Source organism: Pseudomonas sp. CH61 (assembly GCF_059429415.1).
Map to the genome: position 1 here is coordinate 5,493,691 of NZ_CM182098.1, position 22,420 is coordinate 5,516,110.

The window sequence follows — 22,420 nt, forward strand, 5'->3', positions numbered from 1 at the left end:
TCTTTGCATGCGCTTCAAACTCATCGCCGTCGCCGCCCTCGCCTTGCTGGCGAGCGGCTGCGCCACCCCGCCACCGCCAGAGCCGGGCAGCGCCGCGAGCAAAGTCGTGGCCATGGGTCCGCAGAAACACATCGTCGTCGGCGCCATGCGCGTCGCCCGGGAAAACGGCTTCATGACGGTCAATGTGCAGTTGAGCAACACCCTCAACAGCAACAAGATTTTCTACTACCGCTTCGCCTGGCTCGGCGCGGAAGGCTTCCCGATTGCCGAAGAAGAAGTGTGGAAAAGCCAAATGATGTACGGCGCCCAGACCAGCTTCATTCAAGGCATCGCCCCGACCCCGAAAGCCATGGACTTCCGTCTGGAAATCAAGACGCCGTAAGCCTGTCACCCTATTCCTGTTTTAGAGAGCATTCCCATGTTTGCACGCTTTTCCTGCATCGCCGTTATCGCCCTGCTGGCCTCCGGTTGCGCCAACACTTCGCCGACCCTGGGCAGCAAGAACATCAGCTACGGTGACACCAAAGCGGTTGAAACCGTGACCAACGAATTCGGTTCGACCGACCTGCAAATGATCGCCGAGTCGATGACCCGCTCGCTGGCCCAGTCCGGCATTCTGCAGGGCCGTCCGGTGGTTCAGGTCTACGACGTGAAGAACAAGACCAGCGAGTACATCGACACCCGCGAAATCACCACCAGCATCAAGACTCAGCTGATGAAAACCGGTGTAGCGCGTTTCGCCAGCGACAACAACGCCATGCAGAGCCAGGTTGACCAGCTCAAGCTGCAAAACCAGAGCGGTCTGTACAAGAAGAGCACCGTGGCCAAGACCGGCAACATGGTTGCCGCCAAGTACCGCATCGAAGGCTCGATCAGCTCGATCGTCAAGCGCAGCAGCGACTACAAGGACGTCTTCTACAAATTCAGCCTGCAACTGATCGACGTTGAAAGCGGTCTGGCCGAGTGGATGGACGAAAAAGAGATCCGCAAAACCACGGAGCGTTAATTGATGCGCGCATGGATTGGCATGATGGCCCTGGCTTGCGCGTTCAGCGTGCAAGCGGCCCCGAAAGTCGCGGTGACGGATCTGGCGTACCAGGAACGTGTGGAGCAATACATCCACATCGTTTCGGCCCAGAGCAATCATCGCGAGGGTTACTACAGCTCCAGCGGCTCGTCGAGCTACAACGAGATCGAAGCGAGCACCAGCTACATCGAGCAAGGCGAGTTGCGCAAATTCACCGGCGACATCAAGGGTGAAATCCTGCGCACCGGCATGTTCCAGCTGGTGCAGGGCACGCCGTACACCGCGTCGTCCAAGGGTGACGTCTACGACGTGATCAAGCGCATCAAGGCCGGCAACTTCAAAGGCGCCGACTATGTGCTGTTCGGCACCGTGTCGGACATCGACTTCACTCAGGACATCAACGAGCTGGCGAACACCGACAGCTATTCGGCGGTACTGGGCCTGACGTTGGTGGCGGACTTCAGCCTGATCAACACCAAGACCTTCGAGATCACCTCGGCCTTCACGGCGATGGGCGAAGCGCAGGACACCAAACTGGTGAACCACCGCGACATCAAGATCTCGCTGAACCGCCCACGGGTGGTGCGTGACGTGTCCAAGGCCTTGGGTGAAGACGTGGCCGGGCAACTGAGCATGCAGCTCGGTGGTGGCGGTTACGAGCAGCCGCGCGAAGCACCGCAGCGCAACAATCTGCCGCGTGATACTGCGCCGGTGATCCTGCGCTGATGACTGGCCCCTGATCTTTCCCATGCTCCGCGTGGGAATGCATCCCGGGACGCTCTGCGTCCCGGCCACAAAAAAGGCGACCTGCAAAGGTCGCCTTTTTTGTGGCTGCAATGTTTACGCCGCCGCTTTACGCAACGTCGCCATAAACGCCGCCGCGCCAATGAACAGCCCGGCAAATGTACGGTTCATGCGCTTCTGCTGCTGCGGTGTGCGCAACAGACGCAGCACCTTCGACGCCAGACCGGTGTAGCCCGCCATGACGATCAGGTCGACACAAACCATGGTCACGCCGATCACCACGTACTGAATCAACAGCGGCGCATGCGGGTTGATGAACTGCGGCAACACCGCGAGCATGAACACCAAGGCCTTGGGGTTGCTGATGTTCACCAGAAAGCCACGGAACACCAGCGCCAACGGCTTGCCGATCGGGCGTACAGCGGCGTCATCGCTCATGTCCATGGGCAGCGCACGCCATTGCTTGATGGCCAGATACACGAGGTAAGCCACACCAAACCATTTGATCGCGTGGAACGCCGTGGCCGAGGCGGTCAGGATCGCGCCAACACCGGCGCCGACAATCGCAATCTGCACCGCCAGGCCGATCTGCAGGCCGAGGGCGTTCCAGTAACCGCGCCAGAACCCGTATTGCAGACCGCTGGACATCGACGCAATGGCGCCAGCACCCGGGGACAGACTGATCACCCAGCAGGCGGCAAAAAACGCCAGCCATGTTTGAAGCTCCATCGCACACCTCGACTCATGCTCGTGACAAATGCCTAAGCTAATCCGGGTTTGAATGGATGACTACCGATTTTTTGCTGAATGTTGCGGGTGCTGCTGAGGGCCCCTTCGCGAGCAAGCTCGCTCCCACAGGGGGAATGCATTCCAAATGTGGGAGCGAGCCTGCTCGCGAAGGCGTCAGAACAGACGCCGCAGAATCTACTTCTCGAACCCGCTCGACGGAAACACATCCGTCCCGCGCCAACGCCGCACCGAGCGCTGGAAGAACAGACTGTTGGGCACTTGCACCATGGCGCTGCCAGTCCCCAGCTCTTCAGCCTCGATCAACGTGGTGTAAAGCAGATTGATCGCCACCACCCGGCCTTTTACGCCGGGCTTGTCAGTGGTGTCCACCAGCTCAACGATATCGCCCAGGCGAAACGGCCCGACCGTGAAGATCAGAATCGCGCAGAGCAAATTCGACAGCACGCTCCACATCGCAAAGAACGCCACCGCCGCCACCGCGACGAACCCCGACAGCGCCGTCCACAACACCGTGGCGGAGACGCCGAGGCGTTCCAATACGAAGATCAGCGCACTGCCCATGATCAGCCAGCGCAACACACCGCGCAGCGGCATCAGCAATTGCGGCGGGAACGGATAGCGCTCACCCAACCGGGTCAGGCCTTTGGCAACGAAGCGCTGAGTGAGGTAACCGGCCAGCAGGATCAGCAGAATCTGCACCGCAAACCAGATCGGCTCGATCCACTCCGCCGGCAGCGGCAGCTTGAACGCTTCCATCAGGACAGCGCCTCCAGCTCCGCTTGCATGCTTTCCAGCGTCTCGAGGGCTTCCATCCACGCTTCTTCCAGCTCGGCTTCGCGAACCTTCAGCTTGGCCTGCTCGGCCAGCAGATCACGCAATTCGTTCTTGCGTGCCGGCTCGTAGATGTCGCTGTCGCCGAGGCTGGCATCGACCTTGGCGAGTTTCTCGTGGAGCTTGCCCAGTTCGGCTTCGAGCTTGTCGGCTTCACGCTTGTGCGGAGCCAGTTGCTGACGCAACGCAGCCGCCGCCTGACGCTGAGCCTTCTTGTCGGTCTTGTCCGGGTTCACCGGCGTATTACTGACCGGGGCATTGCGCTGACGGTACTCCACCAGCCAGCGTGCGTAGTCTTCGAGGTCGCCATCGAACTCTTCGACCTTGCCGTCAGCGACCAGGTAGAAGTTGTCGGTGGTGCTCTTGAGCAAGTGCCGATCGTGAGACACCACCAGCACCGCGCCGCTGAATTCCTGCAGCGCCATGGTCAGCGCCAGGCGCATTTCCAGGTCGAGGTGGTTGGTCGGTTCGTCGAGCAGCAACAGGTTTGGGCGCTCCCAGGCGATCAGCGCCAAAGCCAGACGCGCTTTTTCGCCACCGGAGAAATTCAGTACTGGCTCATCGATGCGCGCACCACGGAAGTCGAAACCACCGAGGAAATCACGCAGGGTCTGCTCGCGCTCGGTCGGCGCCAGACGCTGCATGTGCAGCAACGGGCTGGCCTTGGAATCCAGCGAGTCGAGCTGATGCTGGGCGAAGTAGCCGACCACGGTGTTCTCGCCACGGGTCAGGCGCCCGGCGATCGGTGACAGCTCGCCGGCGAGGTTCTTGATCAGGGTCGATTTACCCGCGCCGTTCGGCCCGAGCAGGCCAATCCGCGCCCCCGGGGTCAGTTGCAGCTTGACCTTCTCCAGGATGGTTTTGTCGCCGTAACCCAGGCTGGCATCGGACAGGTCGATCAGCGGGCTGGAGATCTTGCTCGACTCGCGGAAGACGAAATCGAACGGCGAATCAACGTGGGCCGCCGACAGCTCTTCCATCCGCTCCAGGGCTTTGATCCGGCTCTGCGCCTGACGGGCCTTGGTCGCTTGCGCCTTGAAGCGCGCGATGTAGCTCTCCATGTGCGCACGTTGCGCCTGCTGCTTCTCGTAGGCCTGTTGCTGCTGGGCCAGACGTTCGGCACGGGCGCGTTCGAATGCGCTATAGCCGCCGCGATACAGGGTGATTTTGCGCTGATCGACGTGGGCGACGTGATCGACGACTTCGTCGAGGAAATCGCGGTCGTGGGAAATCAGCAGCAAGGTGCCCGGGTAGCTTTTCAGCCACTCTTCGAGCCAGATGATGGCGTCGAGATCCAAGTGGTTGGTCGGTTCGTCGAGCAACAACAGATCCGACGGGCACATCAATGCCTGCGCCAGATTCAGACGCATCCGCCAGCCACCGGAAAAATCGCCTACCTGACGATCCATCTGCTCGTTGGTGAAACCGAGACCGGCGAGCAACTTGCGCGCTCGCGCATCAGCGGTGTAACCGTCGGCGCTGTCGAGTTCCGAGTGCAGACGGGCCTGAGCGGCACCGTCGTGCGCCGCTTCGGCGGCGGCGAGGTCACGTTGCACCTCGCGTAGACGCAGGTCGCCATCGAGCACATAGTCGACGGCAAGGCGTTCGAGCGTCTCGATTTCCTGGCGCATGTGGGCGATGCGCCAGTCAGCCGGCAGGAAGCAATCCCCCGAGTCCGGGTGCAGCTCCCCCCGGATCAAGGCGAACAGGCTCGATTTGCCGGCGCCGTTGGCACCGATGAGGCCGGCTTTGTGGCCGGCGTGCAGGGTCAGCTCGGCGTCTTCTAGCAGACGTTGCGGGCCACGCTGTAAAGTCAGGTTCTGAAGTCGGATCATAATGGCGGCGGAGTCTACCAGCTTCGCTCACAACTGGCGCGAGTAGCACGATGTCCTCTGACCTGTGGAGCTTTTCCCTTGCCACCTACGCCCGACCGGGCGTGGAAGACGCCTGCCTGAAACTGCAAACGGCGGGCGCGAATGTATGCCTTCTGCTGTGCGGTTTATGGCTGGAGCAGCGCGCAGTGACCTGTGATCAACAACGCGTACGACTGCTTCAGGCGCTGACCGAGCCCTGGGATGTCGAGGTGGTGCAGCCGCTGCGAACCCTGCGTATGCAATGGAAAGCGCGGGCGGTGGATGACGCGGTGTTGAAAGGCATGCGCGAGCAGATCAAATCACTCGAGCTGGAAGCTGAGCGAGCGTTGCTGTCACGGCTTGAGGGTGTGGCGCAGGAGTGGACGCGAAACGATGCAGGCTCGCAGACCTGGCTGGAAGAATTGGCCGGCGCGGCGGCCAGCCCGAACCGCGACGCGCTGCAAGTGCTGCGCGTCGCGGCAACCGACACTTAGGAAGCGCTGGTCGGGTTGTTGCTGGTGCTCGACACAGCGGCTGGCGATGGCGCAGTCGATGGCGTCGAGGTAGTTGCGGCTGGAGCAGGTGCCGATGGCGCAGCCGACGCTGCCGGTGCGGCAGGCTTAGCGGCAGGCGCGGTAGCCGGTTTAGCGGTAGCTGGTTTAGCGGCAGCTGGCTTTTTAACGGCTGGTTTTGCAGCGGGCTTGGCGGCTGGTTTTGCAGCAACAGGCTTGGCAGCAGTCGCTGGTTTGGCAGCAGTGGCCGGTTTAGCGGCTGGCTTGGCTGCCGGTTTGGCGGCGGCATTCACGGCTGGTTTGGCAGCAACTTTTGCTGGTGCTTTTGCAGCAGGTTTGGCGGCAGTCTTGGCAGCTGGTTTTGCAGCAGCAGTTTTAGCGGCAGGTTTTGCGGCAGCTTTGGCAGCAGGTTTAGCGGCCGGTTTGGCAGCGGCGGTTTTCGCTGGAGCAGCTTTCGCTGGAGCAGCTTTTGCTGCAGCTGGTTTGGCGGCTGGTTTAGCAGCGGCGGCACGGGTAGCCGGCTTGGCAGCGGCAGTACGCGCAGCAGGTTTTGCCGCCGTGGTTTTAGCCGCTGGTTTTGCAGCGCTCGCTGCAGCCGGTTTTTTCACTGCAGGTTTTGCCGCAGCTTTGGCAGCTGGTTTTGCAGCGGCTTTCACCGGTGCTTTTGCAGCAGGCTTGGCGGTAGTTTTAGCAGCAGTTTTTGCCGCAGGCTTGGCCGCTGCGGTTTTCGCTGGAGCTTTTGCAGCAGCCGGTTTGGCAGCTGCTTTCTTCGCCGGTGCCGCTGCCGGTTTGGCTGCACGCGAGGACAACACTTTACCCACGGCTTCTTGAACGCGACCAACACCTTGGGCCAGTTTCAGGCTTTCCTGGGCATCGCGCTTGAGTTGCAGAATGTAGCTGCGGGTGTCGGACTGACGATCCTTCAAGGCATCGAGCAGGTCTTCCAGTTCTTTCACTGCGCCCTTGGCTTTGGTCTGTGCCTTGGCTTTGCCGGCGGCAGCTGCGTCCTGCAATTTGGTGCGGGACTTGTGCAGTTTTTCTTGCGCCTTGCCGCGTTGCTTTTCCAGTTTGGCGAGCAGTTTTTCAGCATCAGCCAAGGCTTGGGAGCAAGCGTTTTCCAGATGCTCGAGCAAGCTGCCCGAGAGTTGTTGGAGTAAGTGCAACGGAGTATTTACAGGCTTCTTGGTGGCCGACATGGTTTACCTCCTGGCTGACGTGAGTGCGGCTCATACTAGACCTCTGCAGTTACCGCCGCTAGGGCATCTTGACAGTATCGATTGCGTTGCGTTGCACCGAATCGAAAATGTTCTGCGCGAAGGCAAAAGCAGTTCACCGTTGCAGACGTTCGCGCTGGCATAATCCACCGCATCTCAGGACGGAGTGTGCCCATGTCGCGCTACTTTTTTTTATCCCTCTGGATGGTTTTTTCGGCCGCTCACGCTGACGAAAAAACCACCGCGAATGATGCTCACGATCTGGCCTACAGCCTCGGTGCCAGCCTTGGTGAACGGCTGCGTCAGGAAGTCCCGCAATTGCAGATTCAGGCGCTGGTCGATGGCTTGCAGCAAGCCTATCAAGGCAAGCCGCTGGCATTGAGCGAGGCCCGCATCGAACAGATTCTGGCCGATCATGAAGCGCAAAATGCCGAGCACTCTGCACAGCCTTCAAGTGATGCGGCGATGGAAAACGAGCAGCGTTTTCTCACCGCAGAAAAAGCCAAACCGGGCGTGAAGGAACTGGCCGACGGCATCCTCCTCACCGAGCTGACGCCTGGCACCGGCACCAAGGCCGGACCTGACGGAAAAGTGCAGGTGCTGTATGTCGGTCGACTACCCGACGGCACCGTGTTCGATCAGAACACTCAGCCACAATGGTTCAATCTCGACAGCGTGATTGCCGGCTGGCGCACCGCGCTGCAGAACATGCCGGTGGGTGCGAAATGGCGCCTGGTGATTCCATCGGATCAGGCTTATGGCGCCGACGGTGCCGACGACCTGATCGCCCCGTTCACACCATTGGTGTTCGAAGTGGAATTGCGCGGCGCGACGAGTTGAGCAGGCAATAAAAAACGGTGCGCTTGGGGCGCACCGTTTTTTTGATCAGGGTTCGGATCAGGCCTGAACCGGATCTTCTTCCTTGTGTGCTGTGTGCAGCACTTCAATCAGGCAGTCTTCGAGTTCGAAGCGCTCGTGCAGCAGGCCACCGAGTTCCTTGAACTTCTCGGCTACGCACTTGCCTTCATCGCACAGATCGTTGAAGGCGAGCAGCTTCTCGGTGATGACGTCGATGCGCGGATAGATCGTCTCGGCAAGTTCGAGGCCGCGCTTGTCGTTGAACGCTTTGGCTTCGCCAGTCAGCTGTTCGTAGATTTCGAAGTGCCCGGCCGAGACGTAATCGACCAGCACGCCGCAGAACTCCTGCAAGGGCTTGCGGCTCTCGGCCAGCGACTCCGGCTGCGCACCGAGTTTATCGTAGGCACCGATCAGCTCTTCACGCTCTTGCAACCAGCGGTCGATCAGCAGATGAACTCCACCCCAACGTTCCTGAGCATTCTGACAACTTTCGAGCATGGCGATCTCTCTTCCCTTGTGGGTCATGCTGCTCTACACCCGCGCCCCTCTTTTGATTTTGGCTTGGGGGACGGCCGGGCAGAGCGTCATCGAGCAACATAAATCCAATGACACGTGCGGGCCAGATTATGCCCGCACGCCTATGGCTTCAAGGTACGCAGGAGATAAAGTTCATACAAGTGTTTAATCCCGCAGCAGCGCCGGGTGCGACGCTTCGCCGCTGAGCGGGCGTTGCAGAGCACTCCAGACCAGCCGCAACATCTGATACACCGCGAGAATCGAGACGGCGACAAAGAACAACAGGCTCCACTCCGGGATGCTCAGGTCGAACAGGGTCCAGGAAATTTCCGCACAATCGGCACCGCCGCTAAACATACTTTGCAGCGCACAGATCCACGGCAGACCACTGAACAATGCCTCGGGGGCTGGCGAGCAATTGAGCAGATGCAGCAGCGGATCACTCTGGATCAGCACCTGCCGCCAGGCAGCCGTAGTGCCACCAAGGCTCGCGCCCAGCGTCATCAGCCAGTAGAACCACAAACCGACACGCATGGGGCCGTGCACCGCCGCCACACCGCTGGATACGCACAGCAGCGTAAGGAACAGGCGCTGCACCAGACACAGGCTGCATGGGATCAGACCGACAGCATATTCAAGATAATAGGAAGCTCCCAGAGCAAAGGCCCCCGCAGTGAAAGCCATGAAGAACAAGGAGCGTGAGCAGGCCAACGACATGGCTTTTCCGTACCAATAGAGACAGACGGTTACGGTAGAGGAAAGCGTGTCAGCCTTTCAAGGCAAGGCCCTGCCGACAGTTCACCAGAGGTGTAGGGAAAACCCGACAGGTTCGAGAGGAATAGATGTAACCCGCTGTAGGAATTTGCCCCGGACACTCACCGAAGTTGAAATTCCAGCCACAAAAGACACGCGAGGGAGCGAACTCCCCCACCACTTCAGACGTGAGCAGGAACCGGCAACGGCGCGGCCAGCAGGCGTTCGTCGAGCAGACCGAGGCCTTCCTGAAACAACTGATTGCTGCGTTCGGTATCGCCCAGCTGTGCGAGCAGACGCGCCAGCTCCGCACAGGCTTCCGGATTGCGCTGCACACGCAGGCTGCTTTCCAGATAATCCCGCGCCTTGCCCCACAGACTGGTTTGCAGACACAGCCGGCCGAGGGTCAACAGCAAGCTCGGATCGCTCGGATGATCTTTCAGCCAGCCTTCGGCGGTTTGCAACTGACGGGCCGGATCGCTGCCGCGCACCAGACCGTAGAGGCGGGCCAGATGGCTGTCGTACTTGCGCTTGAGGGCAGTGCGCAGCACTTCTTCCGCTTCGACCTGAGCGCCCAACTGACGCAACTGTTCGGCGTACGCCAACACCAGCGGCGGCTCTTGCCGCTGCGCCGAGGTGAGTTGCTGCCAGGCGCGCGTGAGCGACTGCAGACCAACTGTCCCGTCCTCTTCACGCTGGGCGGCCAGCGAAAGGTTCTCACCCCAGGCGCGGCGTTCAAGTTCAGCCAGTTCGGCGGGTGGCAGGACTTTGTCCTTGCGCAACTCCGGCAGCAAGCGAATCACCGCCGACCATTCGCCGCGCTGCTGATACAAGCGCTGCAACTGCCGCAGTGTCTGCGCATTGTGCGGATGGCGATCATGCATCGCTTGCAGGGTCACCAAGGCACCGTCGGTATCGCCACGGTCGGTCTGCAACTGCGCATGGCTCAGAGCGATTGCCAATTCCGCTTGCGGCTGACGCTCCAGTGCGCGCTCCAGCAAACGATCACACTCTTCGTAATTGCCTTGCTCATTGGCCGCGCGGGCAGCGCCGAGGTAATACAGCAATGGCTGACGCTCGGCCTCAGCCGCTCGATAAAGATGACGCTGAGCGCTGGCCCAGCGACCTTCGGCCAGATCCAGTTGGCCGTGCTCGATCGCCACTTGCACGCGGCGACTGCGGTTGCGGCGTGACCATGGGTTGACCACACCACTGGAGGTCATGACCAATTCAACCAGCGCCTTGATCCCCCAGATCAGCAGCCACAACACTGCGATCACCGCCAGTGTCGCCCACAGGCTCGACTCGTAGCGGAAGCTCTTGTAGGCCACCAGCACGTAACCGGAATGCTCGGCGATCGCCAGCCCCAGCGCCGCCGTCGCCGCGATCACCAGAAACACGATCACATACAGGCGTTTCATGGCGTGGTCTCCTGCGCGGTGTTGGCGGCAGGTTTGGCGAAGGGTTTCACCGACTCTTCGGCGTTGACGTTGCGCCGCTCAAGATAGGCTTGCACCGCGCTCAGCGTACCGGCGAGATCCGGGGTCGTGACCGTAACCGGCTCCTTGCTCAACTCGCCGACCTGTTCGAGCATCACTTTGCTTTGCGGATTGTCCGGGTTGAAATTGCCCTTGAGCACATCACGCGCTTCGGCCAGTGCCTGGGTGTAGACCGGCGCCTGCCCGTTGAGCGCAGCCCACTGCGCCTGCTCCAGCGCCAGGCTCAGGGCCAGACGTACTTGGCTCAGACTCTGTCCGGCCAGCAGCGGCCGCACATTCTTGTCGGCATTGAAATCGATACGGATGTAACGCGAGACCTTATCCCACCACTGCGCCCAACGACTGGCGCCGTCACCGTCGGCGGTCAGGCCCAGCAGCGATTCGCCGCGATCCTTGTACTCCGGCGCCAGCTCGGTGAGGTCGATGACCTGATCACGCAATGCGCCGAGCCGCAGGAACAGACCGGTGCGATCCGGTTGCGCCGTGCTACGCAGCGCCACCAGGGTTTTCGCCACTTGCTCGCGAGCGGCGAAAGAGCCGGGATCGTTTTGCTCACGAAGAATTTCGTCCGCGCCCTGCACCAGCGCCTGAGCGCTGCTGATGTCCTGCAACGCCGAAAGACGCAGGCTGGCCAGACGCAGCAAGTGCTCGGCCTCGGCCAGACGCCAGTCCTTGCGGCTGGCGCCGAGGACGGTTTCCAGACGTTGATTGAGGCGTTGTTGATCACCCTGAATCTGCGTCACCAGACGCTGACGCTCGGCAAGTTCCTCGGCACCCGGCAACTGCGCGAGGCGCTCGGTCAAACGCTGTTCATTGAGCTTCAGGCTCTGCGCCTGATCATTCAATGCCTGCACTTCACCGGACTGCTGCTGAGTGTTGGTCTGCAGGTGACGGACCTGCCAGACACCCCAGCCACCGATCGCGACGCCGGCAGCGCCGAGCAACAGGGCGACGATGGCCAGCCCATTGCCTCGGCGCGGCTCTGTGGCCGGCGGTGGAGCTTCAACCTGGGTTTCAATCACAGGCTGGACGTCATCTTTAGGCAAGGCTGTTTCGCTCACGTATCCATCCTTTGCATTAGAAAACGGGTTCGGGATGCTCCCGTAACGCCGTCAGCAAAGCCGCGGCACTCGCGCCGCGGCAATCCACAACTGTTTGAGCCCCGGCGGCACGTGCCAGCTCGGCGACCCTTGGGCTTGGTACAAACAACGGCAATTGCGCGATTGTCGGCCAGGCATCGCCGGCCATCTGACGCAGGTGCTCGAAACCCTGTCCACTGCTGACCACCAGCCCGTTCAAGCGTTCCGCTGCGATCCGCCGTGGCAGTTCGTTCGCCGCATAGGCTGGCAGGTCACGTCGATACAATTCCAGATACTCGACACTAGCACCTAGCTCGCGCAGGCGCTCGGCGAGTAGTTCGCGCCCGCCCTCACCGCGCAGGATCAATACCTGCGCGCCGGGCTGACTGACTGCCTCACGCAGACGCGGTAATTGCAGCAAGGCTTCGCTGTCATCGCCGTCAGCCGGGAAGCTGACGTCGAGGCCGTGATCGTGAAGAATCTGCGCAGTCGCGGCTCCAACACTGAACCAAGGCATCGTCAGCGACGACGAGCCGTCTAGCAGATCCACCGCAATGCGAGCCGCCGGTTTGCTGATCACAATCACCGCGTTGCAACGCGGCAACTGCGCGATCGCCCGACGAATTTTGTCAGAGACCGGCAGCGCGACAATATCCAGAAGCGGCAAACAGCTACTGAAAACCCCCTGCACGGCCAACGTCTGCGCCAGCGCCGTGCAGTCTTCCGCAGGGCGCGTCAGCAGCAGGCGCCAGCCAGTCACTCGTGACCTGCCTCGCCATAGACTGCTTTGAGAATGTCATCCGCACCCTGGCGCAGCAGGTCTTCGGCAACTTGCACACCCAGCGCTTCGGCCTCGGCGCGCGGTGCCCGGGCTTCGGCGCTGAGCAGCTTGCCACCGCTCGGCTCACCGACCAGGCCGCGCAGCCACAACTGCTCGCCTTCGAGCACGGCGTAGCAGGCGATCGGCACTTGGCATCCGCCATTCAAATGTTTGTTGAGGGCACGTTCTGCGGTCACACGCGAAGTGGTATCGGCGTGATGCAGCGGTGCGAGCAAGGCGTGGATTTCAGTGTCGGCGCTGCGGCATTCGATGCCGACCGCGCCCTGGCCACCGGCCGGCAGGCTGTCATCGACACTGATCGCGGAGGTGATGCGGTCTTCGAAACCAAGACGGATCAGACCGGCCGCCGCGAGGATGATTGCGTCGTACTCGCCGGCATCGAGCTTGGCCAGGCGCGTGTTGACGTTGCCACGCAGGAAGCGGATTTCCAGGTCCGGGCGGCGAGTCAGCAATTGCGCCTGACGACGCAGGCTGGAGGTGCCGACAATGGCGCCGGCAGGCAACGCATCGAGGCTGGCATAGGTATTGGAAACGAAGGCATCACGCGGATCTTCGCGCTCGCAAATGCAGAACAGACCGAGGCCTTCAGGGAAATCCATCGGCACGTCTTTCATCGAATGCACGGCGATGTCGGCTTCGTTTTCCAGCAGCGCGGTTTCCAGTTCTTTGACGAACAGGCCCTTGCCGCCGATCTTCGACAGGGGCGAATCGAGCAGCTTGTCGCCGCGACTGACCATGGGCACCAGCGTCACCAGCAAACCCGGATGGGCCGCCTGCAGACGGGCTTTGACGTATTCGGCCTGCCAGAGGGCCAGCGCACTTTTACGGGTGGCGATGCGGATTTCGCGAGAGGACATGGATCAATCCGTACTGAATAGATACGGCGGATAATAACAGCTCAGCCAAATCCACTTTGACTTGAATCAGAGTCGGCGCGGCCTCCCTGGCCTGCAGTGCCCGGTAATAAGAAGCTGGAGCCACCCGGAATGACCGGGTTACAAGCCCTGCATCATTTTGCGCACACCGGCTACATGCCGACGGCTGACGATCAGCGCATCACCATTGAGACCTTTGAGGAACAGCTGGAAATGCCCCAGCGGCGTGCGCTGCAGACGTTCGATACGCTCACGGGCGACCAGCGCGTTGCGATGGATACGCACGAAGCGCTCGCCGAATTCGTCCTCGAGAGCTTTGAGTGGTTCGTCCAGCAGCACCTCGCCCGCCTCGTGACGCAACGTCACGTATTTGTGGTCGGCGATAAAGTAGACCACCTGATCCAGCGGGATCAGTTCAATGCCTTTGCGGGTGCGGGCGCTGATATGGCTGCGCGGGCCGGAGCCACTCTCGGCAGCGGGACGGGTCAGGGCCGAGAGTTGCGCCCGATTGGGACGTTCAGCCCGTTTCAGGGCGTCATGCAGATGTTCGGTTCGCACAGGTTTCACCACATAGCCCACGGCGCTGGCCTGCAGGGCTTCCACGGCAAATTCATCGGGGCTGGTGCAAAACACCACGGCCGGCGGCGTTTCGCGTTCGCACAGACGGGCAGCAACCTGCAGGCCATCCAGGCCCGGCATACGAATATCGAGCAGCACGATATCCGGCTTGTGGCTGTCGATCAGTGCCAACGCCTCTTCGCCATTCGTGGCGCTGGGCTCCAGAACTGTGTAGCCCTCGAGCTCGCTCACCATTCGGCTGAGGCGCTCGCGAGCAAGTGGTTCGTCATCAACGATCAGGACATTCATATTGCGCTGGATTCCTGCGTGAGTCTCGCACAAGGATAGCGTAGACAGGTGAAGTGACGTCCGTCACCGCGATCCACGCTAAGACTAGCCCGAGCGCCAAAAAGTGCCGTACGTCGGCCAGCAATATTTGCCAGTGTCCGGGTCGTACTGCTCAAAGCCCGCTGTTTCTGCGTTTTTCACGGGGATTGTCGAAGGACAATTACACCCATCCCCTCTTCTTATAGTCGGCGGCCAGATCTTTGCCCGATCCAAGTCTCACCGACCCTTATGTCCAACTGTAGACGCTTGCCGGGCCGATATTGCTCAATCGAAAAATATCGTTGCGCAAAACCTCCGGGGCCAGCGTCAACTATGGCGCACACAATGAGAAAAAAACGTATCGACCAGTGTCAGCGACAGGATTGGCAACCCTGTTATTATCCGCGCCAGCGTTTCACGCCTTTTTTCTTCAAGCCGATACGAGCGAATTCATGAGCACTGACAAGACCAATCAGTCCTGGGGCGGCCGCTTCAGTGAACCCGTCGACGCCTTCGTCGCCCGCTTCACCGCCTCCGTCACTTTCGACCAGCGCCTGTATCGCCACGACATCATGGGCTCGATCGCCCACGCCACCATGCTGGCCAAGGTCGGCGTGCTGACCGATGCCGAGCGCGACAGCATCATCGATGGCCTGAAGACCATTCAGGGCGAAATCGAGGCCGGTCAGTTCGACTGGCGCATCGACCTCGAAGACGTGCACATGAACATCGAAGCACGCCTGACCGATCGCATCGGCGTCACCGGCAAAAAGCTGCACACCGGACGCAGCCGTAACGACCAGGTCGCGACCGACATCCGCTTGTGGCTGCGTGACGAAATCGACCTGATCCTCGCCGAGATCACCCGCCTGCAAAAAGGCCTGCTGGAGCAAGCCGAGCGCGAAGCGGCGAGCATCATGCCCGGCTTCACTCACTTGCAGACCGCGCAGCCAGTGACCTTCGGGCACCACATGCTGGCCTGGTTCGAAATGCTCAGCCGCGATTACGAGCGCCTGGTCGATTGCCGCAAGCGCACCAACCGCATGCCACTGGGCAGCGCCGCGCTGGCCGGCACGACCTACCCGATCGACCGCGAATACACCGCGCAACTGCTGGGCTTCGACGCCGTCGGCGGCAACTCGCTGGATAACGTGTCCGATCGTGACTTCGCCATCGAATTCTGCTCGGCCGCGAGCATCGCGATGATGCACTTGTCGCGCTTCTCCGAAGAGCTGGTGTTGTGGACCAGCGCGCAATTCCAGTTCATCGATCTGCCGGACCGCTTCTGCACCGGCAGCTCGATCATGCCGCAAAAGAAAAACCCCGACGTACCGGAACTGGTGCGTGGTAAGACCGGCCGTGTGTTCGGCGCACTGATGGGCCTGCTGACCTTGATGAAGGGCCAACCGCTGGCCTACAACAAAGACAACCAGGAAGACAAAGAGCCGCTGTTCGACGCCGCCGACACCCTGCGCGACTCGCTGCGGGCCTTTGCCGACATGATCCCGGCGATCAAACCGAAGCACGCGATCATGCGTGAAGCGGCGCTGCGTGGTTTCTCCACCGCGACCGATCTGGCGGATTATCTGGTGCGCCGTGGCCTGCCGTTCCGTGATTGCCACGAGATCGTTGGCCATGCCGTGAAATACGGTGTGGACACTGGCAAGGATCTGGCCGAGATGAGCCTGGAAGAACTGCGCCAGTTCAGCGATCAGATCGAGCAGGATGTGTTTGCCGTGCTGACCCTGGAAGGCTCGGTGAATGCCCGTGACCATATCGGCGGCACTGCGCCGGCGCAGGTCAAGGCTGCTGTGGTACGCGGTCAGGCCCTGATCGCCAGCCGCTAACAGCCAAAAGCCAAAAGCATCGCGAGCAGGCTCACTCCTACATTGGAATGCGTTCCCCTGTAGGAGTGAGCCTGCTCGCGATAGCTGCTTTCAACTCACTAAAAACCTCACTTCTTGGCAGCGATCATCGCCAAAAACGCAGGCATCGCCGCATCCTTGTCCGCCGCAATCTTCTGCACATGCGGATTCTGCTCCAGCCGCTCCAGCAGCGCCTTCGCCTGTGGCAACTCCGCCAGCAAATCAATCCCGAACAGCTTCTGCCCGACCGCACAGGCCAGCGGCACGCTGTAGAGGAAATACAAATCGGCAATGCTCAGACTGTCGCCCGCCACGTACGGGGCGAATTTGCCGTGCCGGCCCAGCGCCGCAAAACCCAGCAGCAATTCGGTTTGGGTCTTTTCCTTGATCGCCTCCGGCAGGCTCATGCCGAAGAACGCCTCGCCATAGCAGGCGCGTCCCGGCAGCTCGATGTACAGCTCGATTTCCTTGGCAATCGCCAGCACCTGCGCGCGTTCGAACGGATCGCTCGGCAGCAGCGGTGTGCCTTTCTGGGTTTGTTCGAGGTATTCGAGGATGATCGCCGTTTCGTTGATGAAACCGGCGTCTACGCCGAGCACCGGGACCTTGCCGCGCGGGCTGATTGCCAGAGATTCCGGTGTCTGCGCCGGATAGAACGTGACCTCTTCGAACGGTAGGCCTTTTTCCAGCAGCGCCAGCTTGACCATGTTGTAGTAGTTGCTGACTGAGAATCCGTAGAGCTTGAACATCACATAGCCTCCAGGCCGTGCGGGGTGGGCAGGGCCTGTTTATAGATCGTGCAGGCGAATCGCGCCAGCAGCATCACCCCGCTGAATGCGGGTAAACTGGCGCCTTTCCATGAGGAGCCTGCCATGAGCGAGCCGACAGACATCGACAACGACGAAGAAGAGTTCACCGAGGCTACGTTGATCGAAGCCATCGAGAACCAGATCGAAAGCGACAACCCGCCAGCGGCCAAAGCGACTTTCAACAAGCTGACACTGGTCGGAACTGAGCGTGAAGAGATCCTCAACCTGATGGCGCATGTGCTGGCCTACGAGATTGACGCGATGCTTGATGAAGACCGCCCGTTCAATACCGAATGGTACGAAGCGGCGCTGCGTGCATTGCCAGAGCTGCCACCGGAAAAGCAGTAACCCCGATCCTGTAGGAGTGAGCCTGCTCGCGATAGCGTTCTGTCAGTGAAGAATATGCTGACAGGCACTCCGCTAATCGCGAGCAGGCTCACTCCTACAATGTTTGTAACGTATCCATCCAGCCAACTCCCCGGCCCCGACTACACTGGAATCCGCCTCAAGACAAAATCCCTGATCTGAGCACTGGACATGCCGCAAAAGCGGGTTCACCTTAGGGACGCTGTCGTCCAATTCCTAGAAAGTCTGGAGTCCTTATGTCGCTTACCCCTGAGTTGGTTGCCGAACTGGAAGTCCTCGCACTCTTTCCCCTGGACAGTTCCCAGGAAGGTTTGAAAATTCATCAGACCGCTGCCCCGAAACATATTTCTGCCGCCAAACGCCTCTTTGAAAAAGATCTGACCGATCAGCCCGATGGCGGGTATCTGACCAGCCTCGGTCGCGATGCCGCACAAAATGTGCAAACCGTGCTGACCATTCTGAGAGAGCAAGAAACCGCCTGATCCCCCCTGACTTTGCCCACGGGAACTCCTGCCACGGGATTTCCGCGGGCCTGCCCGGTCGCCCACGATAGAAATCTGACGTCAAAAAACAAATTCAGCTTAAAAGTCCCGCTGCGCTAAGGCTAAACTGCCTGACATTCCGAGACCCTCTACGTCCGAGCCTTCGAGCCGGTTTGAGCTGACATGACGCGCACCCACGAAATCCGCCCCGACCTGGACGAAGGCATCGACCGCAAGGTCCTCGGCCAGCTGCGCGCGCGTTTTCTCAAACTCAATGAAGGCCGCCTCGGCCGCGCCCTCGAAGGCCTGTCGACACGTCAACAGAGCGTGTTGACGTTGTTGCCGCTGTTCTTTCACGTCAATCACCCGCTGCTGCCGGGTTATGTCTCGGGCAGTACACCGGCCGGCCTGTCGAATTACGAGCCGGATGCCAACACCCTCGCCGAAGCGCAACGCCTGACCCGTTCGTTCTCCTACAAGCCGCGCCACGGCAGCAATCCACCGCGCCCGATTCATGGCCTGTTCCTGATGGGCAGCCTCGGCACGCTGGCGCAGGCCGATCAGAGCGACATGGACGTGTGGGTCTGCCACGCGCCGGATCTGAGCGAAAGCGAACTCGCCGAACTGGGCAAGAAATGTCAGTTGCTGGAAGCCTGGGCCGCGAGTCAGGGCGCCGAGGCGCATTTTTTCCTGATCGACCCGGTGCGCTTCGTCAAAGGCGAACGCGACACCCAGCTCAGCTCGGAAAACTGCGGCAGCACTCAGCACTATCTGTTGCTGGACGAGTTTTATCGCACCGCGATCTGGCTGGCCGGGCGCACGCCGATCTGGTGGCTGGTGCCGGTTTACGAAGAAACTGCCTACGACCTTTACACCCACACCCTGCTGTCCAAGCGCTTTATCCGCGCCGACGAAACCCTCGACCTTGGCCATCTGGCGACGATTCCGCCGGGCGAGTTCATTGGTGCCGGATTGTGGCAGTTGTTCAAAGGCATCGAGTCGCCCTACAAGTCGGTACTGAAACTGCTGCTGACCGAGGTCTACGCCAGCGAACACCCGCAAGTGCAATGCCTGAGCCTGCGCTTCAAGAAAGCCGTGTTCGCCAACCAGCTGGATCTGGATGAACTGGATCCGTACATGGTGGTGTACCGGCGTATCGAGGAATACCTCACCGCGCGTAACGAGCCGGAGCGGCTGGAACTGGTGCGCCGCGCGCTGTACCTGAAGGTCAACCGCAAGCTCACCGGCAACAGCCGCACCCAGAGCTGGCAACGCACGTTGCTGGAACGGCTGGCCAGCGAATGGCATTGGGATCAGCGACAACTGACGCTGCTGGATAGCCGCAGCCAGTGGAAAGTCCGCCAGGTCAGCGCCGAGCGCCGCGCACTGGTCAATGAGCTGAACTACAGCTATCGCTTTCTGACCCAATTCGCCCGCACCGAGCAGACCGTCAGCCTGATCAACAAGCGTGACCTCAATGTGCTCGGCCGCCGGCTCTATGCCGCCTTCGAACGCAAGGCCGACAAGGTCGAGTTCATCAACCCCGGCATCGCCCCGGATCTGGCCGAAGACACCCTGACGCTGGTGCAGTCGCGTAACAAAAAGGAGCCGGGGCAAACTCAGTGGGGCCTGTACAACGGCAGCCTGACCGCATTGGAGTGGGAACACTTCGCGCCGATCAAGCGCAGCCGCGAATTGCTTGAATTGCTGACCTGGTGCCACCGCAACGGCGTGATCGACAGCAGCACGCGTCTGGCCCTGCATCCCGGCACCAGCGACCTGAGCGAGTTCGAACTGTTCAACCTGCTCGGCAGCCTGCAACAGTGCATCGCCCTGCCCTTGCCCACCGTCGCGGAAGAACCGTTGCTGCGCGCCGCGGTGCCGAGCGAAGTGCTGATTCTGGTCAACGTCGGCGTCGACCCGCTCAAGCATCACCGCGACCTCAATATCCTGATGACCACCGAGCGTACCGACTCGCTGAGTTACGCCGGGGTGCGCGAAAACCTCGTGCTGACGCTGGATCAGGTCACGCTCAATAGCTGGAACGAAGTACTGGTCAGCCGCTTCGACGGCCCGCATGCCCTGCTCGATTGCCTGCGCGACTACCTTAACAATCTGCCGCGCGGGGCCTTGCAGCCGTCGTTGAAGGTGCGTTGCTTCTGCCACAACCGCGCGCAGTTCATTGCCCGCCGGGTAGAAGAAATCATCGACACCGCGCAGAACCTGCTGCTCAGCGAGTTGAATCACCGCTATCTGATTCAGGTGCAGCAGCATTACCACGTACTGGAATTGGTGCCGGGCCAGGTCAACCACGTCGCCCTCGCCACCCTTCCGGCCCTGCTCGATTACCTCGGCGAGGAACAGCCGCGCTACAGCCCGCTGCATCTGGACCCGATGGCGCTGGAGGAACATGACCTCGCATTGATCCTGCCGATGGGTCAGCCGGAATGTATTCAAGTGTTCTACCGGATCACCGAACAGCAGGCCGAGTTGTACGTATTGGATGAGTTCAATGCGCTGTGGCAGCAACATTTGCCCTATCACGATGAGCAAAGTCTGTTGGTGCCTTTGCAGCGCTTCCTGCAGTCGATTCTGTTCCGTCGCGAAGCCGTGCTGCCGATGGACGCCGGCCCGGATGCCCGTCTCGAAACCTTGTATTACCAGTTATTGCCTTCGGGTCCGGGGCGCGCGCGCCGGGTCGAAGCGCGGCCGGCACCGCAGACGCCAGTGAACAAGCCGTTCTACGACGTGCAGGCGATCGTCGGCAAAGCCGCACCGGGCGAAGTGCAGGTCACTTTGTATTGCAATCAACGGGAATTCAGCGAGCTGGAACATGGCGACCAGCTGTTCAGCGTGGTCGCCCGGGAGATCGTCGAGCAGCGCCGCGAGAGCGAACGCTATCGCTGCTACATCACCGACCTCGACCTTTCGGGCCTGCTCGGTGACGGGCAGAGTTCAAGCAATCTGTATCTGCGCTACAAGGCTGACCTGGAGCGCGCCCTGAACGAGGCACTCGAACAGGTCTGAGGCGGGTTACTCGGGAAACGCGCCACCGTTGGCCGGTTGCGATTCGACTTCCAGCAAAGTCAGTTTGAGGGTCTTGCCACCGGGTGCCGGCCAGTCAATGTGCTGACCGACCTTCAGGCCCAGCAACGCACTGCCGACCGGGGCCAGGATCGAGATCTTGCCCTCATCGGCGTTGGCATCCTTCGGATAGACCAGCGTCAGGTGGTAATCCTTGCCACTGCCTTCTTCGCGGCAATGCACACGGGAATTCATCGTCACGACATCGGCGGGCACTTCATCGTGGCCGACCACGGTATCGGCGCGGTCCAGCTCGGTTTGCAGCGCAATCACGCCCGGCGCGGCCTGGTCTTTATCGTTCAGGCTGTCGATCAAGCGCTCCAGACGTTGCACGTCCAGACGGGTAAGGGTGATGGAAGGTGCGGTCATGATCCGGGCAGACTCCTTTCTTCTGCACACAAAAAAAGCAAAACCCCGCCAAAAAAGACGGGGTTTTCACCAGGCCTCGATGGGTTGAGGCGTGTTCGGACACTATCACAGCTCAAAAAATATACAAGTCACGCCCCGCCGCACTGCTTGCGCCGGGACGCCTGCGCGCAAATCACTCGCCGGCGCTCATCGTCCGCCGAACGCCATTCGCGAATGTCCTCGACATGGCGGAAGCAGCCGAGGCAAACCTTCTGCTCGTCCAGCCGACAAACGCCGCTGCATGGCGAAGGCACGGCCGGGCTGATGTTGCTGTAAAGCGGCTTCGGTGGACGAACAGGAGCGGTGTCGGTCACGGAATCACAGACCTTCGAAGTCGAATTCAGCGCCAGCCTGTTGCTTGACGATGCGCTCGAGCATTTCGCCCAATTGCTCTTCGCTCTTGTCGCACATCCAGCGCTCGCTTTCTTCGTCGTAGTCGAAGTGGAAACCTCCGGACACCGCCGCCAGCCACAGCTGACGCAGCGGCTCCTGGCGGCTGAAGATCAGCTGCGAGCCGTTTTCGAACTTGACGGTGAGCACACCGGCCGAGTTCTCCATGTCGATATCCAGATCACTTTCGTCAAAGATGTCTTCCAGTTTTTCCTGGGTTTCATCGACCAGATCGTGAAAACGGGCTTCGGACAAACTCATTGCGGCAACCTCAAAAAATGTTCTGATCAGGCACAAGCGCCGAAAGATACGGACGCTGCCGGCCGATTGCAAAGATTAACGACCAAGCACCTTGCCCCACTCCTGACACCAAACCCTTGTAGGAGTGAGCCTGCTCGCGATAGCGGTGTGTCAGTCAGCATATAGGTATCTGACACTCCGCTATCGTCGGATCGCCGCCCGGAGCCGGCTCACTCCTACAGGAGATTGCGGCGGTTAGGGCAGCTTTAGGCAAGCCCCGCCGGACGGGAACCCCATCGCATAGGCAAGCCGCCGGGTGGCCGGTATACTCCGGCGCAATTAACGCATTTTCAAGGATTTCGCCATGAAGCGCCTGATCTCTTCCCTTGCTGCGCTCGTCGCGGTTGCCTGCCTTGTTTCGGCCTGCGGTCAAAAAGGCCCGCTGTACCTGCCCGATGATGATCAGGACCCGGCCGAGCAAGCCCAGTCTTCGCAAAAGCAGCCTGCTTCGAAAGCACACAAGCACGACGTTTACTAAG

Annotated in this window: 25 protein-coding genes and 1 pseudogene; 10 read left to right on the plus strand and 16 right to left on the minus strand. The window is 60.6% G+C overall.

Annotated elements, in window-relative coordinates; all coding sequences use genetic code 11:
• The first annotated feature begins 7 nt into the window (after positions 1-7).
• Genes AC5SEM_RS24770 through AC5SEM_RS24780 form a run of 3 tightly spaced genes read left to right on the plus strand, consistent with a single transcriptional unit; the run spans position 8 to position 1,753 of the window.
• Positions 8-382, plus strand: coding sequence for a YcfL family putative periplasmic lipoprotein (locus AC5SEM_RS24770; protein ID WP_127930191.1), 375 nt, complete (start codon positions 8-10; stop codon positions 380-382).
• Between the two features lie 36 nt (positions 383-418).
• Positions 419-1,006, plus strand: coding sequence for a penicillin-binding protein activator LpoB (gene lpoB / locus AC5SEM_RS24775; protein ID WP_016772610.1), 588 nt, complete (start codon positions 419-421; stop codon positions 1,004-1,006).
• 3 nt (positions 1,007-1,009) lie between these two features.
• Entirely contained in the window at positions 1,010-1,753 is a 744-nt protein-coding gene (locus tag AC5SEM_RS24780) for a penicillin-binding protein activator LpoB (RefSeq protein WP_093429734.1), read from the plus strand.
• Positions 1,754-1,867: 114 nt separating this feature from the next.
• Here the strand turns inward: AC5SEM_RS24780 and rhtB are convergent, their stop codons facing one another.
• The 3 genes from rhtB to AC5SEM_RS24795 form a co-directional block, all read right to left on the minus strand.
• Positions 1,868-2,500: a homoserine/homoserine lactone efflux protein gene (rhtB, locus tag AC5SEM_RS24785; RefSeq protein WP_034152015.1), complete on the minus strand. Its 633-nt coding sequence runs from the start codon at positions 2,498-2,500 to the stop codon at positions 1,868-1,870.
• Positions 2,501-2,695: 195 nt separating this feature from the next.
• On the minus strand, positions 2,696-3,277 hold the full coding sequence (locus tag AC5SEM_RS24790; protein ID WP_064116380.1) for a mechanosensitive ion channel family protein: 582 nt from the start codon (positions 3,275-3,277) through the stop codon (positions 2,696-2,698).
• The gene (locus AC5SEM_RS24795) at positions 3,277-5,187 is read right to left on the minus strand and encodes an ATP-binding cassette domain-containing protein (protein ID WP_495471477.1); all 1,911 of its coding nucleotides are present in this window, start codon (positions 5,185-5,187) and stop codon (positions 3,277-3,279) included. Before AC5SEM_RS24795 ends, AC5SEM_RS24790 begins: the two co-directional genes overlap by 1 nt.
• 50 nt (positions 5,188-5,237) lie before the next feature.
• Between AC5SEM_RS24795 and AC5SEM_RS24800 the strand changes: the two genes are divergently transcribed.
• The gene (locus AC5SEM_RS24800; RefSeq protein ID WP_495471478.1) at positions 5,238-5,699 is read left to right on the plus strand and encodes a TIGR02444 family protein; all 462 of its coding nucleotides are present in this window, start codon (positions 5,238-5,240) and stop codon (positions 5,697-5,699) included.
• Here the strand turns inward: AC5SEM_RS24800 and AC5SEM_RS24805 are convergent.
• Entirely contained in the window at positions 5,696-6,913 is a 1,218-nt protein-coding gene (locus AC5SEM_RS24805; RefSeq protein WP_495471479.1) for an AlgP family protein, read from the minus strand. The two genes, AC5SEM_RS24800 and AC5SEM_RS24805, sit on opposite strands and share 4 nt — an antisense overlap.
• A gap of 192 nt (positions 6,914-7,105) precedes the next feature.
• Here AC5SEM_RS24805 and AC5SEM_RS24810 point away from each other — a divergent pair, with 192 nt between their 5' ends.
• Positions 7,106-7,771, plus strand: a complete 666-nt coding sequence (locus AC5SEM_RS24810) for an FKBP-type peptidyl-prolyl cis-trans isomerase (protein ID WP_495471480.1) — start codon at positions 7,106-7,108, stop codon at positions 7,769-7,771.
• Positions 7,772-7,828: 57 nt separating this feature from the next.
• On the opposite strand, the gene AC5SEM_RS24815 is transcribed toward AC5SEM_RS24810, so the two are convergent.
• The 8 genes and pseudogenes from AC5SEM_RS24815 to AC5SEM_RS24850 all read right to left on the minus strand — a co-directional run.
• Positions 7,829-8,287 carry an Rsd/AlgQ family anti-sigma factor gene (locus AC5SEM_RS24815; protein ID WP_038359126.1) on the minus strand — a complete coding sequence of 153 codons (459 nt, stop codon included), beginning with the start codon at positions 8,285-8,287 and terminating at the stop codon, positions 7,829-7,831.
• 183 nt (positions 8,288-8,470) lie between these two features.
• A complete protein-coding gene (locus AC5SEM_RS24820; RefSeq protein WP_077575003.1) occupies positions 8,471-9,022 on the minus strand; it encodes a disulfide bond formation protein B in 552 nt (183 codons plus the stop codon).
• Positions 9,023-9,240: 218 nt separating this feature from the next.
• Positions 9,241-10,479, minus strand: coding sequence for a heme biosynthesis protein HemY (locus AC5SEM_RS24825; RefSeq protein WP_116028484.1), 1,239 nt, complete (start codon positions 10,477-10,479; stop codon positions 9,241-9,243).
• Positions 10,476-11,618 carry a uroporphyrinogen-III C-methyltransferase gene (locus tag AC5SEM_RS24830; protein WP_077575005.1) on the minus strand — a complete coding sequence of 381 codons (1,143 nt, stop codon included), beginning with the start codon at positions 11,616-11,618 and terminating at the stop codon, positions 10,476-10,478. Before AC5SEM_RS24830 ends, AC5SEM_RS24825 begins: the two co-directional genes overlap by 4 nt.
• Before the next feature lie 16 nt (positions 11,619-11,634).
• Positions 11,635-12,396, minus strand: a complete 762-nt coding sequence (locus tag AC5SEM_RS24835) for a uroporphyrinogen-III synthase (RefSeq protein ID WP_495471481.1) — start codon at positions 12,394-12,396, stop codon at positions 11,635-11,637.
• A complete protein-coding gene (hemC, locus tag AC5SEM_RS24840; RefSeq protein ID WP_495471482.1) occupies positions 12,393-13,334 on the minus strand; it encodes a hydroxymethylbilane synthase in 942 nt (313 codons plus the stop codon). The genes AC5SEM_RS24835 and hemC overlap by 4 nt, the downstream gene beginning before the upstream one ends.
• Positions 13,335-13,472: 138 nt before the next feature.
• The gene (locus AC5SEM_RS24845) at positions 13,473-14,219 is read right to left on the minus strand and encodes a LytR/AlgR family response regulator transcription factor (protein ID WP_077575008.1); all 747 of its coding nucleotides are present in this window, start codon (positions 14,217-14,219) and stop codon (positions 13,473-13,475) included.
• Positions 14,216-14,356 (minus strand): annotated as a pseudogene (locus AC5SEM_RS24850) (sensor histidine kinase); the annotation flags it as partial. The pseudogene AC5SEM_RS24850 and the gene AC5SEM_RS24845, both read right to left, overlap by 4 nt.
• Before the next feature lie 333 nt (positions 14,357-14,689).
• Here AC5SEM_RS24850 and argH point away from each other — a divergent pair.
• Positions 14,690-16,084 (plus strand): argininosuccinate lyase, encoded by a 1,395-nt coding sequence (gene argH / locus AC5SEM_RS24855; protein ID WP_007911110.1) that lies wholly within the window; start codon positions 14,690-14,692, stop codon positions 16,082-16,084.
• 107 nt (positions 16,085-16,191) lie between these two features.
• Here argH and AC5SEM_RS24860 read toward each other — a convergent pair whose 3' ends face one another.
• Entirely contained in the window at positions 16,192-16,851 is a 660-nt protein-coding gene (locus AC5SEM_RS24860) for a glutathione S-transferase family protein (protein WP_495471483.1), read from the minus strand.
• A 123-nt stretch (positions 16,852-16,974) separates the two neighbouring features.
• Between AC5SEM_RS24860 and AC5SEM_RS24865 the strand changes: the two genes are divergently transcribed.
• The 3 genes from AC5SEM_RS24865 (at position 16,975) to AC5SEM_RS24875 (ending at position 20,786) form a co-directional block, all read left to right on the plus strand.
• Positions 16,975-17,259, plus strand: coding sequence for a hypothetical protein (locus AC5SEM_RS24865; protein WP_495471484.1), 285 nt, complete (start codon positions 16,975-16,977; stop codon positions 17,257-17,259).
• Between the two features lie 254 nt (positions 17,260-17,513).
• Positions 17,514-17,759: a TIGR02647 family protein gene (locus AC5SEM_RS24870; protein WP_008084565.1), complete on the plus strand. Its 246-nt coding sequence runs from the start codon at positions 17,514-17,516 to the stop codon at positions 17,757-17,759.
• Positions 17,760-17,942: 183 nt separating this feature from the next.
• Complete coding sequence (locus AC5SEM_RS24875; RefSeq protein WP_495471485.1) at positions 17,943-20,786, plus strand: class I adenylate cyclase; 2,844 nt, start codon at positions 17,943-17,945, stop codon at positions 20,784-20,786.
• A gap of 6 nt (positions 20,787-20,792) precedes the next feature.
• Here AC5SEM_RS24875 and rnk read toward each other — a convergent pair whose 3' ends face one another.
• The 3 genes from rnk to cyaY form a co-directional block, all read right to left on the minus strand.
• Positions 20,793-21,212, minus strand: a complete 420-nt coding sequence (rnk, locus tag AC5SEM_RS24880; protein ID WP_016985881.1) for a nucleoside diphosphate kinase regulator — start codon at positions 21,210-21,212, stop codon at positions 20,793-20,795.
• 128 nt (positions 21,213-21,340) lie between these two features.
• Positions 21,341-21,565 (minus strand): DUF1289 domain-containing protein, encoded by a 225-nt coding sequence (locus tag AC5SEM_RS24885; protein ID WP_454562302.1) that lies wholly within the window; start codon positions 21,563-21,565, stop codon positions 21,341-21,343.
• Between the two features lie 4 nt (positions 21,566-21,569).
• Entirely contained in the window at positions 21,570-21,902 is a 333-nt protein-coding gene (cyaY, locus tag AC5SEM_RS24890; protein WP_007911100.1) for an iron donor protein CyaY, read from the minus strand.
• A gap of 343 nt (positions 21,903-22,245) precedes the next feature.
• Between cyaY and lptM the strand changes: the two genes are divergently transcribed.
• Positions 22,246-22,419 carry an LPS translocon maturation chaperone LptM gene (gene lptM, locus AC5SEM_RS24895; RefSeq protein ID WP_042561715.1) on the plus strand — a complete coding sequence of 58 codons (174 nt, stop codon included), beginning with the start codon at positions 22,246-22,248 and terminating at the stop codon, positions 22,417-22,419.
• Position 22,420: the final 1 nt, after the last annotated feature.

What these genes read in the sequence shown, in the direction of transcription:
- AC5SEM_RS24845 (WP_077575008.1), bottom strand. Translation starts at nt 14,219, where the DNA reads ATGAATGTCCTGATCGTTGATGACGAACCACTTGCTCGCGAGCGCCTC.
- AC5SEM_RS24795 (WP_495471477.1), bottom strand. Translation starts at nt 5,187, where the DNA reads ATGATCCGACTTCAGAACCTGACTTTACAGCGTGGCCCGCAACGTCTG.
- AC5SEM_RS24805 (WP_495471479.1), bottom strand. Translation starts at nt 6,913, where the DNA reads ATGTCGGCCACCAAGAAGCCTGTAAATACTCCGTTGCACTTACTCCAA.
- AC5SEM_RS24860 (WP_495471483.1), bottom strand. Translation starts at nt 16,851, where the DNA reads ATGTTCAAGCTCTACGGATTCTCAGTCAGCAACTACTACAACATGGTC.
- AC5SEM_RS24815 (WP_038359126.1), bottom strand. Translation starts at nt 8,287, where the DNA reads ATGCTCGAAAGTTGTCAGAATGCTCAGGAACGTTGGGGTGGAGTTCAT.
- AC5SEM_RS24780 (WP_093429734.1), top strand. Translation starts at nt 1,010, where the DNA reads ATGCGCGCATGGATTGGCATGATGGCCCTGGCTTGCGCGTTCAGCGTG.
- AC5SEM_RS24790 (WP_064116380.1), bottom strand. Translation starts at nt 3,277, where the DNA reads ATGGAAGCGTTCAAGCTGCCGCTGCCGGCGGAGTGGATCGAGCCGATC.
- AC5SEM_RS24865 (WP_495471484.1), top strand. Translation starts at nt 16,975, where the DNA reads ATGAGCGAGCCGACAGACATCGACAACGACGAAGAAGAGTTCACCGAG.
- argH (WP_007911110.1), top strand. Translation starts at nt 14,690, where the DNA reads ATGAGCACTGACAAGACCAATCAGTCCTGGGGCGGCCGCTTCAGTGAA.
- rhtB (WP_034152015.1), bottom strand. Translation starts at nt 2,500, where the DNA reads ATGGAGCTTCAAACATGGCTGGCGTTTTTTGCCGCCTGCTGGGTGATC.
- AC5SEM_RS24800 (WP_495471478.1), top strand. Translation starts at nt 5,238, where the DNA reads ATGTCCTCTGACCTGTGGAGCTTTTCCCTTGCCACCTACGCCCGACCG.
- AC5SEM_RS24870 (WP_008084565.1), top strand. Translation starts at nt 17,514, where the DNA reads ATGTCGCTTACCCCTGAGTTGGTTGCCGAACTGGAAGTCCTCGCACTC.
- AC5SEM_RS24770 (WP_127930191.1), top strand. Translation starts at nt 8, where the DNA reads ATGCGCTTCAAACTCATCGCCGTCGCCGCCCTCGCCTTGCTGGCGAGC.
- rnk (WP_016985881.1), bottom strand. Translation starts at nt 21,212, where the DNA reads ATGACCGCACCTTCCATCACCCTTACCCGTCTGGACGTGCAACGTCTG.
- hemC (WP_495471482.1), bottom strand. Translation starts at nt 13,334, where the DNA reads ATGTCCTCTCGCGAAATCCGCATCGCCACCCGTAAAAGTGCGCTGGCC.
- lpoB (WP_016772610.1), top strand. Translation starts at nt 419, where the DNA reads ATGTTTGCACGCTTTTCCTGCATCGCCGTTATCGCCCTGCTGGCCTCC.
- AC5SEM_RS24810 (WP_495471480.1), top strand. Translation starts at nt 7,106, where the DNA reads ATGTCGCGCTACTTTTTTTTATCCCTCTGGATGGTTTTTTCGGCCGCT.
- AC5SEM_RS24875 (WP_495471485.1), top strand. Translation starts at nt 17,943, where the DNA reads ATGACGCGCACCCACGAAATCCGCCCCGACCTGGACGAAGGCATCGAC.
- AC5SEM_RS24820 (WP_077575003.1), bottom strand. Translation starts at nt 9,022, where the DNA reads ATGTCGTTGGCCTGCTCACGCTCCTTGTTCTTCATGGCTTTCACTGCG.
- AC5SEM_RS24825 (WP_116028484.1), bottom strand. Translation starts at nt 10,479, where the DNA reads ATGAAACGCCTGTATGTGATCGTGTTTCTGGTGATCGCGGCGACGGCG.
- cyaY (WP_007911100.1), bottom strand. Translation starts at nt 21,902, where the DNA reads ATGAGTTTGTCCGAAGCCCGTTTTCACGATCTGGTCGATGAAACCCAG.
- lptM (WP_042561715.1), top strand. Translation starts at nt 22,246, where the DNA reads ATGAAGCGCCTGATCTCTTCCCTTGCTGCGCTCGTCGCGGTTGCCTGC.